The 24,405-nt window shown below is 69.8% G+C and carries 27 protein-coding genes; 21 read left to right on the top strand and 6 right to left on the bottom strand.

Annotated elements, in window-relative coordinates; all coding sequences use genetic code 11:
- The first annotated feature begins 168 nt into the window (after window positions 1–168).
- From ACIGO6_RS18660 to ACIGO6_RS18575, 18 genes are all read left to right on the top strand, one after another.
- The gene (locus ACIGO6_RS18660) at window positions 169–1,317 is read left to right on the top strand and encodes an LCP family protein (protein WP_399877240.1); all 1,149 of its coding nucleotides are present in this window, start codon (window positions 169–171) and stop codon (window positions 1,315–1,317) included.
- Between the two features lie 122 nt (window positions 1,318–1,439).
- Window positions 1,440–1,664 carry a 50S ribosomal protein L31 gene (rpmE, locus tag ACIGO6_RS18655; RefSeq protein ID WP_018571447.1) on the top strand — a complete coding sequence of 75 codons (225 nt, stop codon included), beginning with the start codon at window positions 1,440–1,442 and terminating at the stop codon, window positions 1,662–1,664.
- Between the two features lie 109 nt (window positions 1,665–1,773).
- Complete coding sequence (gene prfA, locus ACIGO6_RS18650) at window positions 1,774–2,850, top strand: peptide chain release factor 1 (protein ID WP_399877237.1); 1,077 nt, start codon at window positions 1,774–1,776, stop codon at window positions 2,848–2,850.
- Window positions 2,851–2,902: 52 nt separating this feature from the next.
- Entirely contained in the window at window positions 2,903–3,748 is an 846-nt protein-coding gene (gene prmC / locus ACIGO6_RS18645) for a peptide chain release factor N(5)-glutamine methyltransferase (protein ID WP_399877234.1), read from the top strand.
- 50 nt (window positions 3,749–3,798) lie between these two features.
- Window positions 3,799–4,446, top strand: a complete 648-nt coding sequence (locus ACIGO6_RS18640) for an L-threonylcarbamoyladenylate synthase (protein WP_399877232.1) — start codon at window positions 3,799–3,801, stop codon at window positions 4,444–4,446.
- A complete protein-coding gene (locus ACIGO6_RS18635) occupies window positions 4,443–5,123 on the top strand; it encodes a protein-tyrosine-phosphatase (protein ID WP_399877230.1) in 681 nt (226 codons plus the stop codon). Before ACIGO6_RS18640 ends, ACIGO6_RS18635 begins: the two co-directional genes overlap by 4 nt.
- 195 nt (window positions 5,124–5,318) lie before the next feature.
- Window positions 5,319–6,572: a serine hydroxymethyltransferase gene (gene glyA / locus ACIGO6_RS18630; protein ID WP_399877228.1), complete on the top strand. Its 1,254-nt coding sequence runs from the start codon at window positions 5,319–5,321 to the stop codon at window positions 6,570–6,572.
- 130 nt (window positions 6,573–6,702) lie between these two features.
- Window positions 6,703–8,004 (top strand): MraY family glycosyltransferase, encoded by a 1,302-nt coding sequence (locus ACIGO6_RS18625; protein ID WP_399877227.1) that lies wholly within the window; start codon window positions 6,703–6,705, stop codon window positions 8,002–8,004.
- Between the two features lie 301 nt (window positions 8,005–8,305).
- On the top strand, window positions 8,306–8,740 hold the full coding sequence (locus ACIGO6_RS18620) for a hypothetical protein (protein WP_399877226.1): 435 nt from the start codon (window positions 8,306–8,308) through the stop codon (window positions 8,738–8,740).
- Window positions 8,741–8,950: 210 nt separating this feature from the next.
- Window positions 8,951–9,793: a F0F1 ATP synthase subunit A gene (gene atpB / locus ACIGO6_RS18615; protein WP_399877223.1), complete on the top strand. Its 843-nt coding sequence runs from the start codon at window positions 8,951–8,953 to the stop codon at window positions 9,791–9,793.
- A 79-nt stretch (window positions 9,794–9,872) separates the two neighbouring features.
- Window positions 9,873–10,103 carry an ATP synthase F0 subunit C gene (atpE, locus tag ACIGO6_RS18610; RefSeq protein ID WP_009321656.1) on the top strand — a complete coding sequence of 77 codons (231 nt, stop codon included), beginning with the start codon at window positions 9,873–9,875 and terminating at the stop codon, window positions 10,101–10,103.
- A 40-nt stretch (window positions 10,104–10,143) separates the two neighbouring features.
- Complete coding sequence (locus ACIGO6_RS18605; RefSeq protein ID WP_019326857.1) at window positions 10,144–10,698, top strand: F0F1 ATP synthase subunit B; 555 nt, start codon at window positions 10,144–10,146, stop codon at window positions 10,696–10,698.
- On the top strand, window positions 10,695–11,510 hold the full coding sequence (locus ACIGO6_RS18600) for a F0F1 ATP synthase subunit delta (RefSeq protein WP_399877221.1): 816 nt from the start codon (window positions 10,695–10,697) through the stop codon (window positions 11,508–11,510). Before ACIGO6_RS18605 ends, ACIGO6_RS18600 begins: the two co-directional genes overlap by 4 nt.
- A gap of 161 nt (window positions 11,511–11,671) precedes the next feature.
- Window positions 11,672–13,261 carry a F0F1 ATP synthase subunit alpha gene (gene atpA, locus ACIGO6_RS18595; protein ID WP_399877218.1) on the top strand — a complete coding sequence of 530 codons (1,590 nt, stop codon included), beginning with the start codon at window positions 11,672–11,674 and terminating at the stop codon, window positions 13,259–13,261.
- Between the two features lie 21 nt (window positions 13,262–13,282).
- Complete coding sequence (locus ACIGO6_RS18590; RefSeq protein WP_399877216.1) at window positions 13,283–14,200, top strand: F0F1 ATP synthase subunit gamma; 918 nt, start codon at window positions 13,283–13,285, stop codon at window positions 14,198–14,200.
- Window positions 14,200–15,648: a F0F1 ATP synthase subunit beta gene (gene atpD / locus ACIGO6_RS18585; RefSeq protein ID WP_399877213.1), complete on the top strand. Its 1,449-nt coding sequence runs from the start codon at window positions 14,200–14,202 to the stop codon at window positions 15,646–15,648. Before ACIGO6_RS18590 ends, atpD begins: the two co-directional genes overlap by 1 nt.
- 130 nt (window positions 15,649–15,778) lie before the next feature.
- Complete coding sequence (locus tag ACIGO6_RS18580) at window positions 15,779–16,153, top strand: F0F1 ATP synthase subunit epsilon (protein ID WP_019326852.1); 375 nt, start codon at window positions 15,779–15,781, stop codon at window positions 16,151–16,153.
- Between the two features lie 129 nt (window positions 16,154–16,282).
- The gene (locus tag ACIGO6_RS18575; RefSeq protein ID WP_399877210.1) at window positions 16,283–16,729 is read left to right on the top strand and encodes a DUF2550 domain-containing protein; all 447 of its coding nucleotides are present in this window, start codon (window positions 16,283–16,285) and stop codon (window positions 16,727–16,729) included.
- 29 nt (window positions 16,730–16,758) lie between these two features.
- Here ACIGO6_RS18575 and ACIGO6_RS18570 read toward each other — a convergent pair whose 3' ends face one another.
- From ACIGO6_RS18570 to ACIGO6_RS18560, 3 genes are all read right to left on the bottom strand, one after another.
- Window positions 16,759–18,582 carry a glycosyl hydrolase family 18 protein gene (locus ACIGO6_RS18570; RefSeq protein ID WP_399877208.1) on the bottom strand — a complete coding sequence of 608 codons (1,824 nt, stop codon included), beginning with the start codon at window positions 18,580–18,582 and terminating at the stop codon, window positions 16,759–16,761.
- A gap of 135 nt (window positions 18,583–18,717) precedes the next feature.
- Complete coding sequence (locus tag ACIGO6_RS18565) at window positions 18,718–19,359, bottom strand: response regulator (RefSeq protein ID WP_399877206.1); 642 nt, start codon at window positions 19,357–19,359, stop codon at window positions 18,718–18,720.
- Window positions 19,356–20,552 carry a sensor histidine kinase gene (locus ACIGO6_RS18560; protein WP_399877204.1) on the bottom strand — a complete coding sequence of 399 codons (1,197 nt, stop codon included), beginning with the start codon at window positions 20,550–20,552 and terminating at the stop codon, window positions 19,356–19,358. Before ACIGO6_RS18560 ends, ACIGO6_RS18565 begins: the two co-directional genes overlap by 4 nt.
- 152 nt (window positions 20,553–20,704) lie before the next feature.
- Between ACIGO6_RS18560 and ACIGO6_RS18555 the strand changes: the two genes are divergently transcribed.
- Entirely contained in the window at window positions 20,705–21,289 is a 585-nt protein-coding gene (locus ACIGO6_RS18555; protein ID WP_399877202.1) for a hypothetical protein, read from the top strand.
- Window positions 21,286–21,498 (top strand): DUF5708 family protein, encoded by a 213-nt coding sequence (locus ACIGO6_RS18550; protein ID WP_399877199.1) that lies wholly within the window; start codon window positions 21,286–21,288, stop codon window positions 21,496–21,498. The genes ACIGO6_RS18555 and ACIGO6_RS18550 overlap by 4 nt, the downstream gene beginning before the upstream one ends.
- Here the strand turns inward: ACIGO6_RS18550 and ACIGO6_RS18545 are convergent.
- Genes ACIGO6_RS18545 through ACIGO6_RS18535 form a run of 3 tightly spaced genes read right to left on the bottom strand, consistent with a single transcriptional unit; the run spans window position 21,495 to window position 23,630 of the window.
- A complete protein-coding gene (locus ACIGO6_RS18545; RefSeq protein WP_399877197.1) occupies window positions 21,495–22,067 on the bottom strand; it encodes a cob(I)yrinic acid a,c-diamide adenosyltransferase in 573 nt (190 codons plus the stop codon). The two genes, ACIGO6_RS18550 and ACIGO6_RS18545, sit on opposite strands and share 4 nt — an antisense overlap.
- Before the next feature lie 13 nt (window positions 22,068–22,080).
- Window positions 22,081–22,830 (bottom strand): ABC transporter permease, encoded by a 750-nt coding sequence (locus tag ACIGO6_RS18540; RefSeq protein WP_399877195.1) that lies wholly within the window; start codon window positions 22,828–22,830, stop codon window positions 22,081–22,083.
- A gap of 17 nt (window positions 22,831–22,847) precedes the next feature.
- Window positions 22,848–23,630: an ABC transporter ATP-binding protein gene (locus tag ACIGO6_RS18535; RefSeq protein WP_399877193.1), complete on the bottom strand. Its 783-nt coding sequence runs from the start codon at window positions 23,628–23,630 to the stop codon at window positions 22,848–22,850.
- Between the two features lie 93 nt (window positions 23,631–23,723).
- Between ACIGO6_RS18535 and ACIGO6_RS18530 the strand changes: the two genes are divergently transcribed.
- Window positions 23,724–24,365 carry a TetR/AcrR family transcriptional regulator gene (locus tag ACIGO6_RS18530; protein ID WP_399877190.1) on the top strand — a complete coding sequence of 214 codons (642 nt, stop codon included), beginning with the start codon at window positions 23,724–23,726 and terminating at the stop codon, window positions 24,363–24,365.
- Window positions 24,366–24,405 lie beyond the last annotated feature (40 nt).

Below are 24,405 nucleotides of genomic sequence, written 5' to 3'. Positions count from 1 at the left end.
TGCCCAGCGCGCCACGCGTCGGGCACAGACCGCTGTGCAACCCTGTCCCGAGTTCCGCCGTCCCCGCTACGGAGGGACCATGGTGAGGTAGCGGTGGAAAACCGCCGGAACCGAGCGCCCCGACCCCGAGTGCAGGGGGTAACCGACCGGACGAACACCGAGGAGCACATGTCCGCCGAGAGCATGCCGGATCCCGCCATACCCGGCCCCGGGGAGCCCCGTACGCCCGGCTCCCGCCAACGGGGCAAGGGCCGCCGACGCAGGCCCCCCGCCAGACGGCGCAAGGCGCTGCTGGTCATGGCCTGGACCGCCGCGGGCGTCGTCGTCCTGGGCGGCACCGGCGCCGGGGTCCTGTACTTCAAGCTCAACGGGAACCTCGAGAGCGTCGACATCGACCAGGCCCTCGGCGCCGACCGGCCCGAGAAGGCCGACAACGGCTCCCAGAACATCCTGGTCCTCGGCTCGGACACCCGCTCCGACGGCAACAAGGAGCTCGGCGGCGGCACCGACGACGGCACCGCCCGCTCCGACACGGCGATGGTCGTCCACGTCTACCAGGGCCACAAGAAGGCCAGTGTGGTCTCCATCCCGCGCGACACCCTCATCGACCGCCCCGAGTGCACCGACACCGACGGCGACGAGCACCCCGCCGCGCAGGACGTGATGTTCAACTCCGCCTACTCCACCGGCGGCGCCGCCTGCGCGGTGAAGACCGTCGAGTCGATCAGCGGTCTGCGCATGGACCACTACCTGGAGGTCGACTTCAGCGGCTTCGAGCAGCTCGTCGACGACCTCGGCGGCGTCGACGTCACCACCACCGAGGCCATCAAGGACCCCGACAGCCACCTCGACCTGCCGGCCGGCACCCACACCCTCGACGGCGAGCAGGCGCTCGGCCTGGTCCGCACCCGGCACGGCGTCGGGGACGGCTCCGACCTCGGCCGCATCCAGCTCCAGCAGGCCTTCGTCAAGGCCCTGGTCGACCAGGTCGAGGACATCGGCCTGCTCGGCAACCCCAAGAAGCTGTACGACGTCGCGGACACCGCCACCAAGACGGTGACCACCGACTCCGACCTTGGCTCGGTGAACTCCCTGATGTCCTTCGCGACCGGCCTCAAGGGCATCGGTCCGGACAACATGCACATGGTCACGATGCCGGTGATCTACGACCCCGCGGACCCGAACCGGGTGCTCCTGGAGAAGGCCAAGGCCGATCAGGTGTGGACGGCCCTGAAGAACGACCAGCCGATACCGGACAGTGCCACGGCGGGAACGGCCACGGGCGAGGCCAAGGGCGTCGTGAACGCCCCGGAATAGATGACGGCAGCCCCCGGTTTTGGGAGAAGACGCCAGTCCTGGCAGACTGGTACGTCGGCCCCGGTTCACGCTCCCGCATCCCGCGGCAGCGACCCGGCGCCCTCCCGAACCTAGGAGACACCTTGAAGCGCGACATCCACCCCGAGTACGTCGAGACGCAGGTCAGCTGCACCTGTGGCGCGTCGTTCACCACCCGCAGCACCATCGACAGCGGCACCATCCGCGCCGAGGTCTGCTCCGAGTGCCACCCGTTCTACACGGGCAAGCAGAAGATCCTCGACACCGGTGGCCGCGTGGCCCGCTTCGAGGCCCGCTTCGGCAAGGCTGCCGCCGGCTCCAAGAAGTAGCGAGCCCCCAATCGCCGGTCCTCGGCCGCGACCCCAGCCGGGGGAGCGCCCGGGACCGGCGTTTTTGGTCGCCCGCCTTCCCCTTCCCAAGCAGTAGCAGGAGCCCAAGATGTTCGAGGCCGTCGAGGAACTCGTCGCCGAGCACGCCGACCTGGAGAAGAAGCTCGCCGACCCGTCGGTCTTCGCCGACCAGGCGAACGCGCGCAAGCTGAACAAGCGGTACGCCGAGCTCACCCCGATCGTCGCCACGTACCGCTCCTGGAAGCAGACGGGCGACGACATCGAGACCGCGCGTGAGTTCGCCGCCGCCGACCCGGACTTCGCCGCCGAGGTCAAGGAGCTGGACAAGCAGCGCGAGCAGCTCACGGAGAAGCTCCGCCTCCTGCTCGTCCCGCGCGACCCCAGCGACGACAAGGACGTCATCCTGGAGATCAAGGCGGGCGCGGGCGGCGACGAGTCGGCCCTGTTCGCCGGCGACCTGCTGCGCATGTACCTGCGCTACGCGGAGCGGATCGGCTGGAAGACCGAGATCATCGACTCCACCGAGTCCGAGCTGGGCGGCTACAAGGACGTCCAGGTCGCCGTGAAGACCAAGGGCGGTCAGGGCGCCACCGAGCCCGGCCAGGGCGTCTGGGCGCGGCTGAAGTACGAGGGCGGCGTGCACCGCGTGCAGCGGGTGCCCGCGACCGAGTCCCAGGGCCGTATCCACACCTCCGCGGCCGGTGTGCTCGTCACGCCCGAGGCCGAGGATATCGACGTCGAGATCAACCCGAACGACCTGCGGATCGACGTCTACCGGTCCTCCGGCCCCGGCGGCCAGTCCGTCAACACCACCGACTCCGCCGTGCGCATCACGCACATTCCGACCGGAGTCGTCGCCTCCTGCCAGAACGAGAAGAGCCAGCTGCAGAACAAGGAGCAGGCGATGCGTATCCTGCGCTCCAGGCTGCTCGCGGCGGCGCAGGAGGAGGCGGAGAAGGAGGCCGCGGACGCCCGGCGCAGCCAGGTCCGCACCGTCGACCGCTCCGAGAAGATCCGTACGTACAACTTCCCGGAGAACCGCATCTCGGACCACCGCGTCGGCTTCAAGGCGTACAACCTGGACCAGGTCCTGGACGGCGACCTCGACTCGGTGATCCAGGCCTGCGTCGACGCGGACTCGGCGGCCAAGCTCGCCGCCGCGTAAAGCACCGCCGCACCACCCGCACCGGACCACAGCTCAGCCCCGGAGGACCAGCGTGAACCTGCTGCTCATGGAGGTGGCCCAGGCCACCCAGCGGCTGGCCGACGCCGGCGTGCCCTCGCCGCGCACCGACGCGGAGGAGCTCGCCGCGTACCTGCACGGCGTCAAGCGGGGCGAGCTGCACACCGTGCCGGACGCGGACTTCGACGCCCGGTACTGGGAGGTCGTCGCCCGCCGCGAGGCGCGCGAGCCGCTCCAGCACATCACCGGCCGCGCCTACTTCCGCTACCTGGAGCTCCAGGTCGGCCCCGGCGTCTTCGTGCCCCGCCCCGAGACCGAGTCGGTCGTCGGCTGGGCCATAGACGCCGTGCGCGCCATGGACGTCGTCGAGCCGTGCATCGTCGACCTGTGCACCGGCTCGGGCGCCATCGCGCTCGCGCTCGCCCAGGAGGTGCCGCGCTCGCGCGTGTACGCCGTGGAGCTGTCCGAGGACGCCCTGGTGTGGACGCGCAAGAACATGGAGGGGTCCAGGGTCGAGCTGCGCCAGGGCGACGCCCTGACGGCCTTCCCGGACCTCGACGGTCAGGTCGACCTGGTGGTCTCCAACCCGCCGTACATCCCGCTCACCGAGTGGGAGTACGTCGCCCCCGAGGCCAGGGACCACGATCCGCAGATGGCCCTGTTCTCCGGCGAGGACGGCCTCGACCTGATCCGGGGCCTGGAACGCACCGCGCACCGCCTGCTGCGCCCCGGCGGGGTCGTCGTCGTCGAGCACGCCGACACCCAGGGCGGCCAGGTGCCGTGGATCTTCACCGAGGAACGGGGCTGGGCCGACGCGGCCGACCACCCCGACCTCAACAACCGCCCCCGGTTCGCGACCGCCCGCAAGGCGCTGCCGTGACCCCCGCCCCGACTTCAACCCCGCAGTACGTGTACGAGGAGGCCCGCTAAATGGCTCGGCGATACGACACCAACGACGCGACCGACCGTGTGACCGGTCTGCGCGAGGCCGCGTCCGCCGTCCGCCGTGGCGAGCTCGTGGTGCTGCCGACGGACACGGTGTACGGCATCGGCGCCGACGCCTTCACCGCGGAGGCGGTCGGTGACCTGCTGGAGGCCAAGGGCCGGGGCCGCAACATGCCCTCGCCCGTCCTCATCGGCTCGCCGAACACCCTTCACGGCCTGGTCACCGACTTCTCCGAGATGGCCTGGGAGCTGGTCGACGCCTTCTGGCCGGGCGCGCTGACGCTGGTCGCCAAGCACCAGCCGTCCCTCCAGTGGGACCTCGGCGACACCCGCGGCACGGTCGCCGTCCGCATGCCGCTGCACCCCGTCGCCATCGAGCTGCTCACCGAGGTCGGCCCCATGGCCGTCTCCTCCGCCAACCTCACCGGCCACCCGGCGCCCGAGGACTGCGACGCCGCCCAGCAGATGCTCGGCGACTCCGTCTCCGTCTACCTCGACGGCGGCCCCACCCCCGGCAACGTCCCGTCGTCCATCGTCGACGTCACCCGCGAGGTGCCCGTGCTGCTGCGCGCGGGCGCGCTGTCGGCCGAGGAGCTGCGGAAGGTAGTACCCGACCTCGAGGTGGCGAATTGACGGCCCCTGAGACGGGGCGTGGCATAGGCAACGGGGAACGCGCCGCGGAGATCACGACCACGTTCGTCGGGCTGCCGCGCGACAGCTTCCGCATCCTCCATGTCAGCACCGGAAACGTCTGCCGCTCACCCATCACCGAGCGGCTGACCCGGCATTTCGTGACGGAGCGGCTCGGTGTGCTGGGCGGCGGCCTGATCGTGGAAAGCGCGGGCACCTGGGGTCACGAGGGCGCGCCCATGGAGGCGAACGCCGAGACGGTCCTCGCGGAGTTCGGCGCGGACTCGGCCGGCTTCACCGGGCGCGAGCTGCTCGACGAGCACGTGATCCGGGCCGACCTGGTGCTCACCGCGACGCGGGACCACCGCGCCCAGGTCATCTCCATGGGCCACTCGGCGGGCCTGCGCACCTTCACCCTCAAGGAGTTCACCCGCCTGGTGAACGCCATCGACCCCGCGACGCTGCCGCCCCTGGACGAGGGCGTGGTCGTCCGTGCGCGTGCGCTGGTCCGTGCGGCGGCGGCTCTACGCGGGTGGCTCCTGGCGCCGACGGCGGAGGCGGACGAGGTGTACGACCCGTACGGGGCGCCGCTGACGTTCTTCCGGTCGATCGGCGACGAGATACACCAGGCCCTGGATCCGGTGGTGACGGCGCTGACCGGCGTTGCCGCGCGCACCTAGTCGAGGGTGCCGTTTCCCGGGACGGTGCTCGGCGTTGCAGGCCGTGCCCACCCGCCCCCCGTGGGGGTGCCTCCCAGGCCCTTGAGGCACCGGGGGAGGGACGACTGCCCACGTGGTGTAGCAATACCGGGCATCCTCGGCTCGTCGGGCCTACATTGGTCGTACGTCACCGCCGACGCACGCCCGGAGCCCACCATGTCGGTCACCCACGCCCCCGAGGCCGATGACAGCGAACTCGACGTACTGCTGCGGCAGGACCCCGAGCTGGCCGAGATCCTGCTCGCCGAGCGCCGGCGGCAGTCGACGACGCTCCAGCTCATCGCCGCCGAGAACTTCACGTCACCGGCCGTGCTGGCCGCGCTCGGCTCCCCGCTCGCCAACAAGTACGCCGAGGGCTACCCCGGCGCCCGGCACCACGGCGGCTGCGAGATCGTCGACGTCGCCGAGCGGCTCGCCGTGGAGCGGGCCCGGGCACTCTTCGGCGCCGAGCACGCCAACGTGCAGTCGCACTCCGGCTCCTCCGCCGTGCTGGCCGCCTACGCCGCGCTGCTGTGGCCCGGCGACACCGTCCTCGCGCTCGGCCTGCCCCACGGCGGCCACCTCACGCACGGCTCGCCCACCAACTTCTCCGGCCGCTGGTTCGACTTCGTCGGCTACGGCGTGGACGCGGAGACCGGGCTCGTCGACTACGACCAGGTGCGCACCCTGGCCCGTACGCACCGGCCCAAGGCGATCGTCTGCGGGTCCATCGCCTACCCCCGGCACATCGACTACGCCGCCTTCCGCGAGATCGCCGACGAGGTGGGCGCCTACCTCATCGCGGACGCCGCCCATCCGATGGGGCTGGTCGCGGGGGGAGCGGCGCCCAACCCGGTGCCGTACGCGGACATCGTCTGCGCCACCACGCACAAGGTGCTGCGCGGCCCCCGCGGCGGCATGATCCTGTGCGGCGGCGACCTGGCCGAGCGCGTCGACCGGGCCGTCTTCCCGTTCACCCAGGGCGGCGCCCAGATGCACACCATCGCCGCCAAGGCGGTCGCCTTCGGCGAGGCGGCGACCCCGGCCTTCTCCGCGTACGCCCATCAGGTGGTCGCCAACGCCCGCACGCTCGCCGCCCACCTGGCCGCCGAGGGCATGGTCGTCACCACCGGCGGCACGGACACCCACCTGCTCACCGTCGACCCCGCCCCGCTCGGCGTCGACGGGAAGACCGCGCGGGGCCGGCTCGCTGCGGCCGGGATCGTCCTGGACTGCTGCGCGCTGCCGCACGGCGACAACCGCGGGCTGCGCCTGGGCACGGCGGCGGTCACCACACAGGGCATGGGGGAGCGGGAGATGCGGGCGGTGGCCACGCTGCTCGCCGCCGTGCTCCGGGGTGACACGGCGGCCGCCGCGGCGCGGGACGACGTACGGGATCTGGTCACGGAGTTTGCGCCGTATCCGGACTGAGGCGGGGTAGGCGGACACGAGTGCACAGCCGCACGTGCAACCATCGTCGCTACCCGGAAGTCCTCATCCATATGCCTGCATCGCTAGGCTGTGAGGCTGGGAATGGCCAGCGAGACCTGTGGGGAAGCCTGTGCGTGAATACCTGCTGACGCTCTGCATCACGGCCGCGGTGACGTATCTGCTGACAGGGCCGGTACGGAAGTTCGCGATCGTGGCGGGGGCGATGCCGGAGATCCGGGCGCGTGACGTGCACCGGGAACCCACTCCGCGCCTCGGCGGGATCGCGATGTTCTTCGGGCTGTGCGCCGGTCTGCTGGTCGCCGACCACCTCACCAACCTCAGTGAGGTCTTCGAGAAGTCCAACGAACCGCGGGCCCTGCTCTCCGGCGCCGCCCTGATCTGGCTGATCGGCGTCCTGGACGACAAGTTCGAGATCGACGCCCTGATCAAGCTGGGCGGGCAGATGATCGCCGCCGGCGTGATGGTGGTGCAGGGTCTGACGATCCTGTGGATTCCGGTGCCGGGCGTCGGCAACGTGGCGCTGACCCAGTGGCAGGGCACCCTGCTCACGGTGGCGCTGGTCGTCATCACCATCAACGCGGTCAACTTCGTGGACGGCCTCGACGGGCTCGCGGCCGGCACGGTGTGCATCGCGGCGGCGGCGTTCTTCATGTACGCCTACCGGATCTGGTACTCGTACGGCATCGAGGCCGCCGCGCCCGCCTCGCTGTTCGCCGCCATCCTCATGGGCATGTGCCTGGGCTTCCTCCCGCACAACATGCACCCCGCCCGGATCTTCATGGGCGACTCCGGCTCGATGCTGATCGGCCTGGTGCTGGCGGCCGGCGCGATCTCCGTGACCGGGCAGGTCGACCCGGACGCGATGCGGCTGTTCTCCGGCTCGGAGCGCAACACCGTGCACCAGATGGTGCCGGTGTACATCCCGCTGCTGATGCCGCTGACCATCATCGCCATCCCGGCCGCCGACCTGATCCTGGCGATCGTGCGGCGCACCTGGCGCGGCCAGTCGCCGTTCGCCGCGGACCGGGGGCACCTGCACCACCGGCTGCTGGAGATCGGCCACTCGCACAGCCGCGCGGTGCTGATCATGTACTTCTTCTCCGCGCTGATCGCCTTCGGCGCGCTCGCCTTCTCGGTGAACGCCGCCTCCATGTGGATCGTCCTGGGCGTCGTCTTCCTCAGTGCGATCGGCCTGGTCCTGCTCCTGCTGCCGCGCTTCACACCGCGCGCCCCGCGCTGGGCGGAGCGCTTCGTGCCGCCCCGCTACCGGCGTCGCAAGGCCGTCGTCGCCGAGGTGGGAGCCGAGCCGGAGCCGACGGTGGGCGACGACGAGGAACGCGTTCCGGTCGCCGTCGGTGTCTCGGGCGTCAACGGGGCCACCGCCGTCGGCCCTCGTTCGCGCACGAGGTAAGTGGCACAAGGTAAGAATCTGACTAGAGCATTGCCAACTCGTGGGGGAGCGAAGTGCCCCATTACCAGACAAACCGGCCTGGTGATTGCACAGACGCGCACTGTCACTCTCATGTGTGACAGCAAGCACACCCACAGGTAAAGACCTCATCAAATAGTTTGTGATACGGTTCACGAGAACCCCCGGGTAAGGCTTAAGGACCGTAGTGCGACGGTCTCTTGAGCGTGAGGACACCGTTCGGCCCGGGACTACGCTCGTCCATGACGACACCCTGCCCCCTGTGAAAAGCGGAGTTGCCGCCATGCCGTCCAATGACGTCCGGATCCTGCTTCAGGCTGCCGTGCCCACGGCTGCCGTCGGCGCTGTAGCCGCCGTCGTCAGCGCCGTGGTCGCCGGCGGCAAGGGAGCGATCGGCGCCGTGGTGGGGACGCTCGTGGTGATCCTCTTCATGGGGTTGGGTCTGTACATCCTCCAGCGCACCGCCAAATCGCTTCCGCACCTGTTCCAGGCGATGGGCCTGATGCTCTACGCGGCACAGATTCTTCTGCTGTTCATCTTCGTCGCCGCGTTCAAGAACACGACGCTGTTCAATTCCCGGGCCTTCGCGCTCACCCTGGTCGCCGGCACCCTCGCGTGGATCGCCGCCCAGACGCGCGCCCACATGAAGTCCAAGATTCTCTACGTCGAACCCGAATCGTCGGGCGACAAGCCCGAAAAGACGGGCCACTCGTCGTGAGGGGTAGGGCCGGGATAAAGAGGCATGTGAAGTCCTGCTATCGTCCGGTGCCAACTGCGGCATCGCGGGCGCGGGCATCCGAGCTGACGCCTGCTCAATCGCGAGGCGAGATGCCCCACAGCCGCCCCCACATCCGTAACACCAGTCCCGTGCCGTACAGCGGCTCCGCGCCGCGCCGACACAACGAGGTTGCCGTACCCATGCGCCACGATGAAGGAGCCCGCGGTGAGTGCTGACCCGACACAGGTGCTCGCCTTCGACACCGACTGTCACATCTTTGACGGCTGCGGCTTCGCCGAGGTCTCCCCGGGCCTGCACTCGTTCCTGTTCCAGCCGCTCCTGGGCGACGGGGACAGCAACCTGTACTTCAACAAGACGATGCTGCTGGCGCTGCTCGGCTCGATCATCGTCGTCGGCTTCTTCTGGGCCGCCTTCCGCAGGCCGCAGGTGGTCCCCGGCAAGCTCCAGATGGTGGCCGAGGCGGGTTACGACTTCATCCGGCGCGGTGTCGTCTACGAGACCATCGGCAAGAAGGAGGGCGAGAAGTACGTCCCCCTCGTGGTCTCGCTGTTCTTCTTCGTGTGGATGATGAACCTCTGGTCGATCATTCCGGTCGCCCAGTTCCCGGTCACCTCGATCATCGCCTACCCGATGATCCTGGCCCTGCTCGTCTACGTCCTGTGGGTCTCGCTCACCTTCAAGCGGCACGGCTTCGTCGGCTTCTGGAAGAACGTCACCGGCTACGACAAGTCGCTCGGCCCGGTGCTGCCGCTGGCCATGGCGATCGAGCTCTTCTCGAACCTGCTCATCCGGCCGTTCACCCACGCCGTGCGACTGTTCGCCAACATGTTCGCCGGGCACACCCTGCTGCTGCTCTTCACGATCGCCAGCTGGTACCTGCTGAACGGCGTCGGTATCGCCTACGCGGGCGTCTCGTTCGTGATGGTCATCGTGATGACCGCGTTCGAGCTGTTCATCCAGGCCCTGCAGGCGTACGTGTTCGTCCTGCTCACGTGCACCTACATCCAGGGCGCGCTGGCCGAGCACCACTGAGCCGGCACCCAAACCGCCCTCAACCAAGTCGTCCGGTGGCCAACCCCCACCGGTCCGTAAAGGAAAAGGAAGAACTGGCATGTCCCAGACCCTTGCTGCCGTCGAAGGTTCCCTCGGTTCCATCGGTTACGGTCTCGCCGCGATCGGCCCCGGCGTCGGCGTCGGCATCATCTTCGGTAACGGCACCCAGGCCCTGGCCCGTCAGCCCGAGGCCGCCGGCCTGATCCGTGCCAACCAGATCCTCGGCTTCGCCTTCTGTGAGGCGCTGGCCCTGATCGGTCTGGTCATGCCGTTCGTCTACGGCTACTGATCGCTGACCCAGACCAGCCGACTAGACGAAAGGCACCCACATGAGCCAGCTGCTCACGATCGCGGCATCGGAGGGCGAGAACCCTCTCATTCCGCCGATCCCCGAGCTTGTCATCGGCCTGATCGCCTTCGTCATCGTCTTCGGCTTCCTCGCCAAGAAGCTGCTCCCGAACATCAACAAGGTTCTGGAAGAGCGTCGCGAGGCCATCGAGGGCGGTATCGAGAAGGCCGAGGCCGCGCAGACCGAGGCCCAGAGCGTCCTCGAGCAGTACAAGGCGCAGCTCGCCGAGGCCCGGCACGAGGCCGCGCGCCTGCGTCAGGAGGCGCAGGAGCAGGGCGCCACGCTCATCGCCGAGATGCGCGCGGAAGGCCAGCGGCAGCGTGAGGAGATCATCGCCGCCGGTCACGCCCAGATCCAGGCCGACCGCAAGGCCGCGGCGTCCGCGCTGCGCCAGGACGTCGGCAAGCTGGCCACCGAGCTGGCCGGCAAGCTCGTCGGCGAGTCCCTCGAGGACCACGCCCGCCAGAGCCGTGTCATCGACCGCTTCCTGGACGAGCTGGACGACAAGGCGACGAAGGCAGAGGCGACCCGATGAACGGAGCGAGCCGCGAGGCCCTGGCTGCCGCACGCGAGCGTCTCGACGCGCTGACGGACTCCACGTCCGTGGACGCCGGCTCGCTCGCCGACGAGCTGGCCGCCGTCACCGCGCTGCTCGACCGCGAGGTGTCGCTGCGTCGGGTCCTCACCGACCCGGCGCAGGCCGGCGAGGCCAAGGCCGAACTCGCCCAGCGCCTCCTCGGCACCCAGGTCAGCGGCGCGACCGCCGACCTGGTGGCCGGCATGGTGCGCTCCCGCTGGTCGCAGTCGCGCGACCTGGTGGACGCCCTGGAGGAGCTGGCGAGCACCGCCGACCTCACCGCCGCCCAGAAGCGGGGCCGGCTCGACAACGTCGAGGACGAGCTGTTCCGGTTCGGCCGGATCGTCTCTTCGAACACCGAGCTGCGCGCCGCGCTGACCAACCGGTCGGCCACCACCGCGGCCAAGGGCGAGCTGCTGCGCAGCCTGCTCGGCGGCCGGGCGGAGCGGACCACCGAGCGACTGGTGACGCGCCTTGTCACCGCGCCGCGGGGACGTAGCCTGGAATCGGGACTCGAGTCCCTGTCCAAGCTCGCCGCCGACCGGCGGGACCGCATGGTCGCCGTCGTCACCTCGGCGGTGCCGCTGAGCGACACGCAGAAGCAGCGCCTCGGCGCGGCCCTCGCGAAGGTCTACGGCCGTCCGATGCACCTCAACCTCGACGTGGACCCCGCCGTCGTCGGCGGAATCCGGGTGCAGGTCGGTGACGAGGTCATCAACGGTTCCATCGCGGACCGTCTGGAGGACGCCGGCCGCCGACTGGCGAGCTGACGCTCCCGCGCGACAACAGCACAACAAGCAGTAGCAGTACGTACTTACGACGGCCCTGGTTGGGCCGTGCAGAGGATTCACCTCTTATTGGGGGGAGTCCCGACTCGTGGAATACCCCCCAAGTGAAACTTCGGGCCCAACAAGGAGAGCAGGGAACTCAGATGGCGGAGCTCACGATCCGGCCGGAGGAGATCCGGGACGCACTGGAGAACTTCGTCCAGTCGTACAAGCCGGACGCGGCCTCGCGCGAGGAGGTCGGTACGGTCACCCTTGCCGGCGACGGCATCGCGAAGGTCGAGGGCCTGCCCTCGGCCATGGCCAACGAACTGCTGAAGTTCGAGGACGGCACCCTCGGCCTCGCCCTCAACCTCGAGGAGCGCGAGATCGGTGCCATCGTCCTCGGTGAGTTCAGCGGCATCGAGGAGGGCCAGCCGGTCACCCGCACCGGCGAGGTCCTGTCGGTCGCCGTGGGCGAGGGCTACCTCGGCCGCGTCGTCGACCCCCTCGGCAACCCGATCGACGGCCTCGGCGAGATCGAGACGTCCGGCCGACGCGCCCTCGAGCTGCAGGCCCCCACGGTCATGCAGCGCAAGTCGGTGCACGAGCCGATGGAGACCGGCTACAAGGCCGTCGACGCCATGACCCCGATCGGCCGTGGTCAGCGTCAGCTGATCATCGGCGACCGCCAGACCGGCAAGACCGCCCTGGCCGTCGACACGATCATCAACCAGCGCGACAACTGGCGCTCGGGCGACGTGAACAAGCAGGTCCGCTGCATCTACGTCGCCATCGGCCAGAAGGGCTCCACCATCGCGTCGGTCCGCCGCGCGCTGGAGGAGAACGGCGCGCTGGAGTACACGACCATCGTCGCCGCCCCGGCGTCCGACCCGGCCGGCTTCAAGTACCTGGCGCCGTACACCGGCTCGGCCATCGGCCAGCAGTGGATGTACGAGGGCAAGCACGTCCTGATCATCTTCGACGACCTGTCGAAGCAGGCCGATGCCTACCGCGCCGTGTCGCTGCTGCTGCGCCGCCCGCCGGGCCGCGAGGCCTACCCGGGTGACGTCTTCTACCTGCACTCCCGTCTCCTGGAGCGCTGCGCCAAGCTCTCCGACGACATGGGTGCCGGTTCGATGACCGGTCTGCCGATCGTCGAGACCAAGGCCAACGACGTCTCGGCGTTCATCCCGACCAACGTCATCTCCATCACCGACGGCCAGTGCTTCCTGGAGTCCGACCTGTTCAACGCCGGTCAGCGCCCGGCCCTGAACGTCGGTATCTCGGTCTCCCGCGTCGGTGGCTCCGCCCAGCACAAGGCCATGAAGCAGGTCTCCGGCCGCCTCCGCGTGGACCTCGCCCAGTTCCGTGAGCTGGAGGCCTTCGCCGCCTTCGGTTCCGACCTGGACGCCGCGTCGAAGTCGCAGCTGGAGCGCGGTCAGCGCATGGTCGAGCTGCTGAAGCAGGACCAGTACCAGCCGATGGCCACCGAGGACCAGGTCGTCTCCGTCTGGGCCGGCACCACCGGCAAGATGGACGAGGTGCCGGTCGTCGACATCCGCCGCTTCGAGAAGGAGCTCCTGGAGTACCTGCACCGCAAGGAGCAGGGCCTCATGACCTCCATCCGTGAGGGCGGCAAGATGTCCGACGACACCCTGCAGGCGGTCGCCGAGGCCATCACGGCGTTCAAGAAGCAGTTCGAGACCTCGGACGGCAAGCTGCTCGGCGAGGACGCCCCGTCCACCGCCAAGTGACGTAAGGAAGGGACCTGACTCATGGGAGCCCAGCTCCGGGTCTACAAGCGTCGCATCCGATCCGTCACCGCGACCAAGAAGATCACCAAGGCGATGGAGATGATCGCCGCCTCGCGCGTCGTCAAGGCGCAGCGCAAGGTGGCGGCCTCCACGCCGTACGCGCAGGAACTGACCCGCGCGGTCACGGCGGTCGGTACCGGGTCGAACACGAAGCACCCGCTCACCACGGAGGCGGACAACCCGACCCGCGCCGCGGTCCTGCTCCTCACGAGCGACCGCGGTCTGGCCGGCGCCTTCAACTCCAACGCCATCAAGGCGGCGGAGCAGCTGACCGAGCGCCTCGAGCGCGACGGCAAGCAGGTCGACACGTACATCGTCGGCCGGCGCGGTCTCGCCCACTACAACTTCCGTGAGCGCAAGGTCGCGGAGTCGTTCGCGGGCTTCACCGACGAGCCGACGTACGCGGACGCCAAGAAGGTCGCGGCGCCGCTGATCGAGGCCATCGAGAAGGAGACGGCGGAGGGCGGCGTGGACGAGCTCCACATCGTCTACACCGAGTTCGTCTCGATGATGACGCAGACGGCGGTCGACTCCCGGCTGCTGCCCCTGCGCCTCGAGGAGGTCGCGCAGGAGTCGACGGCGAAGGACGAGATCCTCCCGCTGTACGACTTCGAGCCGTCGGCGGAGGACGTCCTCGACGCCCTGCTGCCGCGCTACGTCGAGAGCCGCATCTACAACGCGCTGCTGCAGTCGGCCGCTTCCAAGCACGCCGCCACGCGTCGCGCGATGAAGTCGGCCACCGACAACGCGGGCGAGCTGATCAACACGCTCTCCCGTCTTGCCAACGCGGCCCGCCAGGCCGAAATCACCCAGGAAATCAGCGAGATCGTCGGTGGCGCGAGTGCCCTGGCCGACGCGACCGCGGGGAGTGACAAGTAATGACCACCACTGTTGAGCCGACCGCTGCGTCGGGCGTGGCCACCGGCCGCGTCGCGCGGGTCATCGGCCCGGTCGTCGACGTGGAGTTCCCCGTCGACGCGATGCCGGACATCTACAACGCGCTGCACGTCGAGGTCGCCGACCCGGCCAAGGAGGGTGAGCTCAAGACGCTGACCCTCGAGGTCGCCCAGCACCTCGGTGACGGCCTGGTCCGCACCATCTCCATGCAGCCCACCGACGGTCTGGTCCGCCAGGCCCCGGTGACCGACACGGGCTCGGCCATCTCCGTCCCCGTCGGCGACTTCACCAAGGGCAAGGTGTTCAACACCCTCGGTGAGGTGCTGAACGTCGACGAGGCCTACGACGGTGAGCGCTGGCCGATCCACCGCAAGGCGCCCAACTTCGACGAGCTCGAGTCGAAGACCGAGATGTTCGAGACCGGCGTCAAGGTCATCGACCTGCTGACCCCGTACGTCAAGGGCGGCAAGATCGGTCTGTTCGGCGGCGCCGGCGTCGGCAAGACGGTGCTCATCCAGGAGATGATCTACCGCGTCGCCAACAACCACGACGGTGTGTCGGTGTTCGCCGGTGTCGGTGAGCGCACCCGTGAGGGCAACGACCTCATCGACGAGATGAGCGAGTCCGGCGTCATCGACAAGACCGCGCTGGTCTTCGGTCAGATGGACGAGCCGCCGGGCACCCGTCTGCGCGTCGCGCTGGCCGGCCTGACCATGGCCGAGTACTTCCGTGACGTCCAGAAGCAGGACGTGCTGTTCTTCATCGACAACATCTTCCGCTTCACCCAGGCGGGTTCCGAGGTGTCGACCCTGCTCGGCCGCATGCCCTCCGCGGTGGGCTACCAGCCGAACCTGGCCGACGAGATGGGTCTCCTCCAGGAGCGCATCACCTCGACCCGTGGTCACTCGATCACCTCGATGCAGGCGATCTACGTCCCCGCGGACGACCTGACCGACCCGGCCCCGGCCACCACCTTCGCCCACCTCGACGCGACGACGGTTCTCTCCCGTCCGATCTCCGAGAAGGGCATCTACCCGGCCGTGGACCCGCTGGACTCGACGTCCCGCATCCTCGACCCGCGGTACATCGCGGCGGACCACTACCAGGCCGCGATGCGCGTGAAGAACATCCTGCAGAAGTACAAGGACCTGCAGGACATCATCGCGATCCTCGGTATCGACGAGCTCGGCGAGGAGGACAAGCTCGTCGTCCACCGTGCCCGTCGCGTGGAGCGCTTCCTGTCCCAGAACACCCACGTCGCCAAGCAGTTCACCGGCGTCGACGGGTCGGACGTCCCGCTGGACGAGTCGATCGCGGCCTTCAACGCGATCTGCGACGGCGAGTACGACCACTTCCCGGAGCAGGCGTTCTTCATGTGCGGTGGCATCGAGGACCTGAAGAAGAACGCCAAGGAGCTCGGCGTCTCCTGAGCCTCGTGCTCACAGTGAGCCCCACGGCTCACACCGGAGGGGGCGGGCGCGTCCCGCCCCCTCCGTCACGCCCCTTAGACTTGTAACCAACACCCGGCTCTCCCGCCGGGTGGTGACCCGAGGAGCCACCTTGGCTGCTGAGCTGCACGTCGCGCTGGTCGCGGCCGACCGAGAGGTCTGGTCCGGCGAGGCCACCCTGGTCGTCGCGCGCACCACGTCCGGCGACATCGGCGTCATGCCCGGTCACCAGCCGCTGCTCGGTGTGCTGGAGTCGGGCCCGGTGACCATTCGTACGAGTGACGGCGGGACGGTCGTCGCCGCGGTGCACGGCGGTTTCATCTCGTTCGCGGACAACAAGCTGTCCCTGCTGGCCGAGATCGCCGAGCTGTCGGACGAGATCGACGTCCAGCGCGCGGAGCGGGAGCTCGAGCGCGCGAAGGCGGAGGGCGACGCCCACGCCGAGCGACGCGCGGACGTCCGACTGCGCGCGGCGGCGGGACGCTGATCCACGACGCTGTGCTATGACGTCACTCAGCCGCGGCTGGGACCGGAGCGATCCGGACCCGGCCGCGGCTGAGGCAGATCCGGGTGTTTTTTCCGTTCCGTTACCTAGGAGACGAGGAGGTCGGTGTCGATGGTCCTCGCTCTGACTGTGTGCGGAATTGTCGTCGCCCTGGTGGTGATCGGACTCTTCGTCTTCGGTCTGCGCCGCCGGCTGATCCAGCGCTCGGGCGGCACCTTCGACTGCTCCCTGCGCTGGGACGCGCCCGAGGAGGGCGACGCCGCCGGCAAGGGCTGGGCCTACGGTGTGGCCCGCTACAACGGCGACCGGGTCGAGTGGTACCGGGTCTTCTCGTACTCCCCCCGCCCGCGCCGTGTCCTGGAGCGCTCGGCGATCGAGGTGGCCGGCCGCCGGGTGCCCGAGGGCGAGGAGGAGATGGCGTTGCTCTCGGACGCCGTGGTGCTCGCCTGTCTCCATCGCGGCACCCGGCTGGAACTGGCGATGAGCGAAGACGCGCTGACCGGATTTCTCGCGTGGCTGGAAGCAGCCCCGCCCGGTCAGCGCGTCAATGTCGCTTAGGCGACTCTTTCAGGTGACCCTCCAGGGTCCTACTTCAGGCCGCTGTCGATGGCGCTCACCAGCTCGCCGTTCGCGGTGTCTCCGCTGAACTCCCAGAAGAACGCGCCGCCGAGCTTCTGCTGCTCGGCCCAGTCCATCTTGGACTTGACGGTGGCCGGGGTGTCGTAGGACCACCAGTTGGTGCCGCAGTGGGCGTACGCGGTGCCGGCGACGGTGCCGGTGGCCGGGCAGCTGTTCCTGAGGACCTTGTAGTCCTCGATGCCCGTCTCGTACGTGCCGGCCGCCGGGCCGGTTGCGGTGCCGCCGGGCGCGGACTGGGTGACGCCGGTCCAGCCGCGGCCGTAGAAGCCGATGCCGAGCAGCAGCTTGTCGGACGGCACGCCCGTCGCCTTGAACTTCGCGATCGCCTCGGCGGAGTTGAAGCCCTGCTGCGGGATGCCCTCGTACGAGGTCAGCGGCGAGTGCGGGGCGGTGGGGCCGTTCTTCGCCCAGGCGCCGAAGAAGTCGTACGTCATCACGTTGTACCAGTCGATGTACTGCGCGGCGGCGCCGTAGTCGGCGGCCTCGATCTTGCCGCCGTCGGAGGCGTCGGCGGTGACGGCCGCGGTGACCAGGTCGTTGCCGAACTCGGCGCGCATGGCCTTCATCATGGTGCTGAAGGCGTTCGGGGCACTGGTCGTGTCACAGCTGAGACCGCAGGCGTTCGGGTACTCCCAGTCCAGGTCGATGCCGTCGAAGACGTCGGCCCAGCGCGGGTCCTCGACCAGGTCGTGGCAGGACTTCGCGAAGGCGGCCGGGTTCTTCACGGCGTCGGGGAAGCCGCCGGACCAGGTCCAGCCGCCGAAGGAGAACAGCACCTTGATGTGCGGGTACTTGGCCTTCAGCTTGCGCAGCTGGTTGAAGTTGCCGCGCAGCGGCTGGTCCCAGGTGTCGGCGACGCCGTCGACGGACTGGTCGGCGGTGTACGCCTTGTCGTAGTCGGCGTAGGCGTCGCCGATGGTGCACTTGCCGCCCTGGACGTTGCCGAAGGCGTAGTTGATGTGCGTGATCTTCTCGGCGGAGCCGGAGGTGACCAGGTTCTTGACGTGGTAGTTGCGCCCGTAGACGCCCCAGTTGGTGAAGTAGCCGAGCTTGACCTCGTCGCCCGGCTGCGGCTGGGGGCCGCCGTCACCGGTGGTGGTGACCTTCACCGCGCCGCTGACCGGGCCGGTCTGGTCGGCGGTGTCACGGGCCTGGACGGTGTACGAGTAGTCGGTGCCGGCGGTCAGGCCGGTGTTGGTGTACGTGGTGCCGGTGACCGTGGCGACCTTGGCGCCGTCGCGCAGGACGTCGTAGTTCTTGACGCCCTTGTCGTCGGTCGCGGCCTTCCAGGTCAGCTTCACCGAGGTGTCGGTGATGTCCGAGGCGGTGGGCGTGCCGGGTGCGGAGGGGGCCTCGTCGCCGGGGACGGAGGTGCCGTCGCAGCTGCCGCCGTTGAGCTTGCAGTTGGAGGGGGAGCCGGGGCCGCTGCCGTTGAAGCCGAAGGAGACCGACGCCCCGGGGGCGAGGGTGCCGTTCCAGCCGACGTTCTTGGCCGTCCAGTGGTCGCCGGAGTTGGTGACGGTGGCGTCCCAGGCGGAGGTGGCCTTGGTGCCGGTGGGGAAGTCCCACTCGACGGTCCAGGAGTTGAGGGTGGTGGTCCCGGTGTTCTTCACCGTCCAGCTGCCGCCGAAGCCCGTGCCCCAGTCCGAGGTCTTGGCGAAGGTGGCCGTCGCGCTCGTGGCCGCCTGGGCCTCACTCGCGAGGCCGACCAGACCGGCGAGGGGAAGCGCCAGGGTCGCGACGAGTGCCGCGGCTTTGTGTCTGAAGCGCATGGTGCGCCTCCTTATGTGGGGATGTTGTTGTGGGCATGACTGAGCCTCATGCCCGCAGTGCCGCGAGAATAGAAAGGTCTGGACCATAGGTCAATAGGTCTGGACCAGTGATCAGCGCCTGCGTGCAGAGATGAACTAGATCCCCAACTCCTGCGCCAACACCGCCGCTTGCACCCGACTGCGCAGCCCCAACTTCCCCAGCAGACGGCTGACGTGCGTCTTCACCGTCGCCTCGGCCATGTTCAGCCGCTCGGCGATCGCCGCGTTGGACAGCCCCTCGCCGAGGCAGGACAGCACCTCGCGCTCACGCCGTGTCAGGTCGTCGAGCGCCGCCGGAGCGGTGGCCGGTTCCCGCACCGGCTTGGCGGCGAACTCGGCGATCAGCCGCCGGGTGACGGCCGGGGCGACGATCCCCTCGCCGCCCGCCACCGTGCGCACGGCCGCGAGGAGGTCCTTCGCCTCGGTGTTCTTCAGCAGGAACCCGGCCGCCCCGGCCCGCAGCGCCCCGAAGACGTACTCGTCCAGGTCGAACGTGGTCAGCACCAGCACGTCGGCGAGCTGCTCGTCGACCACCCGCCGGGTCGCCGACACCCCGTCCAGCCTCGGCATCTGAACGTCCATCAGCACCAGGTCGGGCCGCAGCGCACGGGCCAGCTCCACCGCCTGCTCACCGTCCGCCGCCTCCCCGACCACCTCGATGTCCGGCGCGCTGCCCAGGATCAGCACCAGCCCGGCCCGGACGGCGGACTGGTCCTCGGCGACGAGGACGCGGATCATGCGAGGTCTCCTTCGTTCAGGGGCAGTGTGGCGCGTACGGCCCAGATCTTGCCGCCCGTCGAGTCGGGGTCCGCGACCGGCCCGGCCTCGAAGGTGCCGTGCAGCAGCGCGGCCCGCTCCCGCATGCCGACCAGACCGGCGCCGGAGCCGGGGGCGCGCGGGGTGTCCCGGTCGCCGTACGGGCTGGTCACCCGGACGTGCAGGGCCTCGTCGCGCCGGGTGAGGTCGACGCGCACCGTCCCCGGCGCCGCGTGCTTGAGGGCGTTGGTGAGGGACTCCTGCACGATCCGGTACGCGGCCAGCTCGACCGGTGCGGGCAGCCCCTCGCCGGGTGCCGCCTCCAGAGTGACGTCGAGGCCGTTGGCGCGGGCGCCCTCGACCAGCGCGCCCAGGCCGTCGAGGGTGGGCGCGGCGGCCGGCTCGGTGCCGGCGCCGTCGTCCCGCAGGATGCCGATCAGCCGCCGCATCTCGGCCAGGCCCTCGACGCTGTTCTCGCGGATCACACCGAGCGCCTGGCGGGTGGTGGCCGCGTCGTCCAGGGAGAGCGCGGCCGTGGAGTGGATGGCGATCGCGGAGAGGTGGTTGGCGACCATGTCGTGCAGCTCGCGGGCCATCCGGGCGCGCTCGGCGGTCACCGCCTGGACGCGGTCCATCTCGGCCAGCAGCGCGGTCTGTTCGGCACGCAGCAGCGCGGCGTCGGCGGCCTCGCGGTGGTTGCGCACGATCAGCCCGGTGGAGGCGGGCGCGAAGGACACGACGCCGACGGCGACCCCGATGAGCAACGCCTCGGGCACCCGCCACACCGCGAACGGCACCAGTGTCGCCGCCACCGTGAACAGCCCGGTGATCCACGGGATCCGCCGGGCCGAGGCGGGCGGGCCGTACAGCACGGCGGCGTACATCAGGTCGGTGTACATGATCAGCGTGACCAGGCTGCCCTGCGTGACGGTGTCCACGGTCAGCGCGACCGTGCCGATCAGCAGCCCCGTGCGCGGCGCGGCCCGGCGCAGCAGCTCGCAGCCCGCCATCACGGCGAGGGGGACCAGCAGCGGCCAGCGGCCGTCGAACAGCACCATCGGCTCGTCGGCGGGCCGCACGCCCAGGCCGATGCCCCACAGCAGCAGCCCGCCCAGCAGTCCCGCCGACGCGGCGTACACGTCGAAGCGGCGCGGGCGGGGGAGTCGTAGGGCCATGCCACCATCCAACACGGCCCGCGCGCCGCTCGCCTGATCCCGCGGGACGGTCCCGCACTGCATCCTTCGATGTAGTGCGGGTTCGTCAGCGGCGACGACGATCCGGGCCGCTTCGCACGGGAGCCTGGAAGGGCGATCGAGAGGAGCAAACCGTGATCGTCACCCTGATCATCGTCTGCGAGATCGGCTTCTGGGTTCTGCTGGCCGCCGGACTGTCCGTCCGCTACCTGCTGAAGATGCCGCGTGCGGGCATGGCGCTGCTGCTGTGCGAGCCGCTGCTGGAGGTCGTGCTGCTGGTCGTCACGGCGATGGACCTGAAGAACGGCGCCGATCCGAGCTGGAAGCACGGCCTGGCGGCCCTGTACATCGGCTACACCGTGGGTCACGGCCACCGCACCGTGAAGTGGCTCGACGGCCACGCCGCCCACCGGCTGGGCGGGGCGCCGAAACCGGCCGGTCCGCCGCGCTACGGCATGGCCCGTGCCTGGCACGAGGGCAAGGTGTGGCTGGGCACGCTGCTCGCCGCGGCCGTGGCGACCGCACTGCTGCAGGCAGCCATGTGGTACGTCGACGACCCGAGCCGCACCGGCTCCCTGGAGAGCTGGCAGTACACGGCCTGGCGCGCGGCCGGCATCCACGGCCTGATCGCGCTGACGTACGCGATCTGGCCGAAGAAGGACCCGGCCGAAGCGGCACCGGCCACGCCCGAGCGGGAGAAGGAAGGAGTGGGCCGGTGAGGTACCTGCCGGAGCGGAACGTGTGGGAGGGCAGCGCCACCCTCCTGCTCGGTTTCGTCCTGTGGAAGTTCGCCGGAGGAGTGGACGTACCCGTCGTGATCTCCCTGACCAAGATCGGGGTCGCGATGATGTACATCGGCGGCGCGCAGACCGCGTGGGGCGTGTACCGGTCGGCGCGCCGGCTGTGGGCCCTGTCCGACAGGCCCTAGCGCTCCCCGCCCGGTACCCAGAGCACGTCCCCGACCTCCTTGTTGGCCACGCGGGCCAGGATGAACAGGAGGTCGGACAGGCGGTTCAGATAGGTCGCCGTCAGCGGGTTCATCGTCTCGCCGTGGACCTCCAGCGCCGCCCACGTCGAGCGCTCCGCCCGCCGGACCACCGTGCACGCCTGGTGCAGCAGGGCCGCGCCGGGTGTGCCGCCGGGCAGGATGAAGGAGCGGAGCTTCTCCACCTCGGCCAGGTAGCGGTCGCAGTCCGCCTCCAGCTTGTCGACGTAGAACTGCTCGACCCGCAGCGGCGGATACGCCGGGTTCTCCACCACCGGCGTCGACAGGTCCGCGCCCACGTCGAACAGGTCGTTCTGGACGCGGACGAGGACCTTCACGACCTCCTCGGACAGGCCGCCCAGGGCGATGGCGGTGCCGATCACCGCGTTCGCCTCGTTGGCGTCGGCGTACGCGGAGATCCTGAGGTCGGTCTTGGGGACCCGGCTCATGTCACCGAGGGCGGTGGTGCCCTGGTCGCCGGTCCGGGTGTAGATGCGCGTCAGGTTGACCATGGGGCCAGCGTAGTTACGCTCCGGCGGTACGGAACACGCGTGTGCCCACTGTCACGGCCAGTGCGGTGAAGGCGACGGCGACCAGGACGCCGTACAGCATGTGCGCGGTCGCGTAGGCGCCGACGTACGCGTCCCGCACCGCGTCGACCAGATAGCGGAACGGCATCAGGTGCGAGAGCACGTCCAGCCACGCGGGCCCCAGCGTCATCGGCAGCATCAGCCCGGACAGCAGCATCGACGGCATCGTCAGCGCGTTGATCGTGGGCCCGAACTCCTGCGGCGTACGGACCTTCATCGCCAGCGCGTACGACAGCGAGGCCAGCGACACCGTGAGCAGGGCGACGAACGCGAAGCCGATGAGCACCCCGGGCAGGGGCGCGCGCAGGCCCATCACCAGTGCGGCGAGGACCAGCAGCACCGCCTGGAAGGCGAAGACCGTGGCGTCCCGCAGCACTCGGCCCAGGAGCAGCGCCAGGCGGCTGACGGGTGTGACCCGCATCCGCTCGACCACTCCCTGGCTGTTCTCGATGATGATCGAGAAGCCCGCGAAGGAGGCACCGAACAGGCCCAGTTGGAGCAGCAGTCCGGGGACGAGCACCTGCCAGGAGCTGCCCTGCCCGCCGAGCGGCAGCTCGGTGAGCAGCGGGCCGAAGAAGAGCAGGTACAGCAGCGGCATCAGCACGCCGAACAACAGCGCGAACCGGGAGCGCAGGGACTGGCGCAGATAGCGGCCGTAGATGAGGCCGGTGTCGTGGAACAGCATCGGAGATCCTCGGTGGGCTAGACGGCGACGGGGGTGGCGTCGGCGGGAGCGGCGCTGCGGCCGGTGACGGCCAGGAACGTGTCCTGGAGGGAGGCGTCGAGCGAGCCGCCGTACCGGAGCTTCAGCGCGCTCGGCGTGCCCTCGGCCGCCACCACGCCCCGGTCGACGACGACCAGGCGGTCGGAGAGGGCGTCGGCCTCGTCGAGGTAGTGGGTGGTCAGGAAGACCGTGGTGCCGTGCTCGTCGCGCAGCCGGCGGACCAGGTCCCACAGGTCGGCGCGGCTGCCCGGGTCCAGCCCGGTCGTCGGCTCGTCCAGGAAGAGCACCTTCGGGCGGTGCGTGAGCGCCATCGCGATGTCCAGCCGGCGCCGCTGCCCACCGGAGAGCGCGCCGCACTTGCGGTCCAGCAGCTCGGTGAGGTCCAGGTCGCGGGCCAGCTCCTCGGCGCGCTCGACGGCCCGCGCCCTGGACAGGCGGTAGAGGCGGCCCTGGGTGACCAGCTCCTCCCGCGCGGTGATCTGCGCGTCCACCCCGCCCGACTGCGCCACGTACCCGCTGGCCGCGCGGACTCCGGACGGGTCGGTCGCCAGGTCGTGGCCGGCGACGGTGGCCGCGCCGCCGGTGGGGGCGAGCAGGGTCGTGAGCATCCGGAGCGTGGTGGTCTTGCCGGCGCCGTTGGGGCCCAGGAACCCGAGGATCTCGCCCTCGCGGACGGTGAGGTCGATGCCGCGCACCGCCTCGACCGGGCCGCGCTTCGTCTCGAAGGTACGGGCCAGACCGGCCGTACTGATGATTGCCATGCGTGCCAGAAAAACAGAGTCACTAGAAATTTGCAATGACTACAAGTTTTCAGTGGCACCAGGCAGTGGCGCCGGCGCGGGTAGGATGCGGACATGGCCGAGGGACTCAGGGAACGGAAGAAGCGGCAGACCCGGCAGTACATCTCGGATGTCGCCACGGGCCTGTTCCTCGAACGCGGCTTCGAGGCCGTGACGGTGGCGGAGGTCGCGGACGCCGCGAACGTCTCCGTCAACACCGTCTACAACTACTTCCCGGCCAAGGAGGACCTCTTCCTCGACCGTTCCAAGGGCGTGATCGACCGCCTCTCCCGCTGGGTGCGCGGACGGCGTGACGGGGAGTCGGCGGCGCGGGCCGTGCTCCGCGAACTGCGCGAGGAGGTCGAGACGGTCTCGCCCCGCCTCGGCCTGATGGACGGCTACGCGAAGTTCATGCGAGTGATCCAGGACTCGCCCGCCCTGCGCTCACGGATGTGGGCGATCGGCCAGGAGGTGCTCCTCAACCTGGAGCGGACCCTGCGCGAGGAGACCGGCAGCCCGGACGACGACGTGACGCCCACCCTGATGGCCGGTCAGGTCAACTGGCTGCACGGAACGGTCGTCGCGGCCATCGGGGAGCGCATGCTCGCCGGCGGAAAACCGTCGGAGGTCTCCCGCGACGTCCTCGTCCTGCTGGACGAGATGGAGGAGCTGTTGAGCGACAAGGTGCTCAACTACGCCGTGCGAGGCGTGGGCTGACACCCGAATGGCACACCACGGTGTGATGTCCGTCATGTGA

The organism is Streptomyces sp. NPDC053750 (genome assembly GCF_044544295.1).
Taxonomy (GTDB): domain Bacteria; phylum Actinomycetota; class Actinomycetes; order Streptomycetales; family Streptomycetaceae; genus Streptomyces.
The sequence above is the reverse complement of the archived record's forward strand: the minus strand, read 5'-3'. Positions and strand labels throughout refer to the sequence as shown.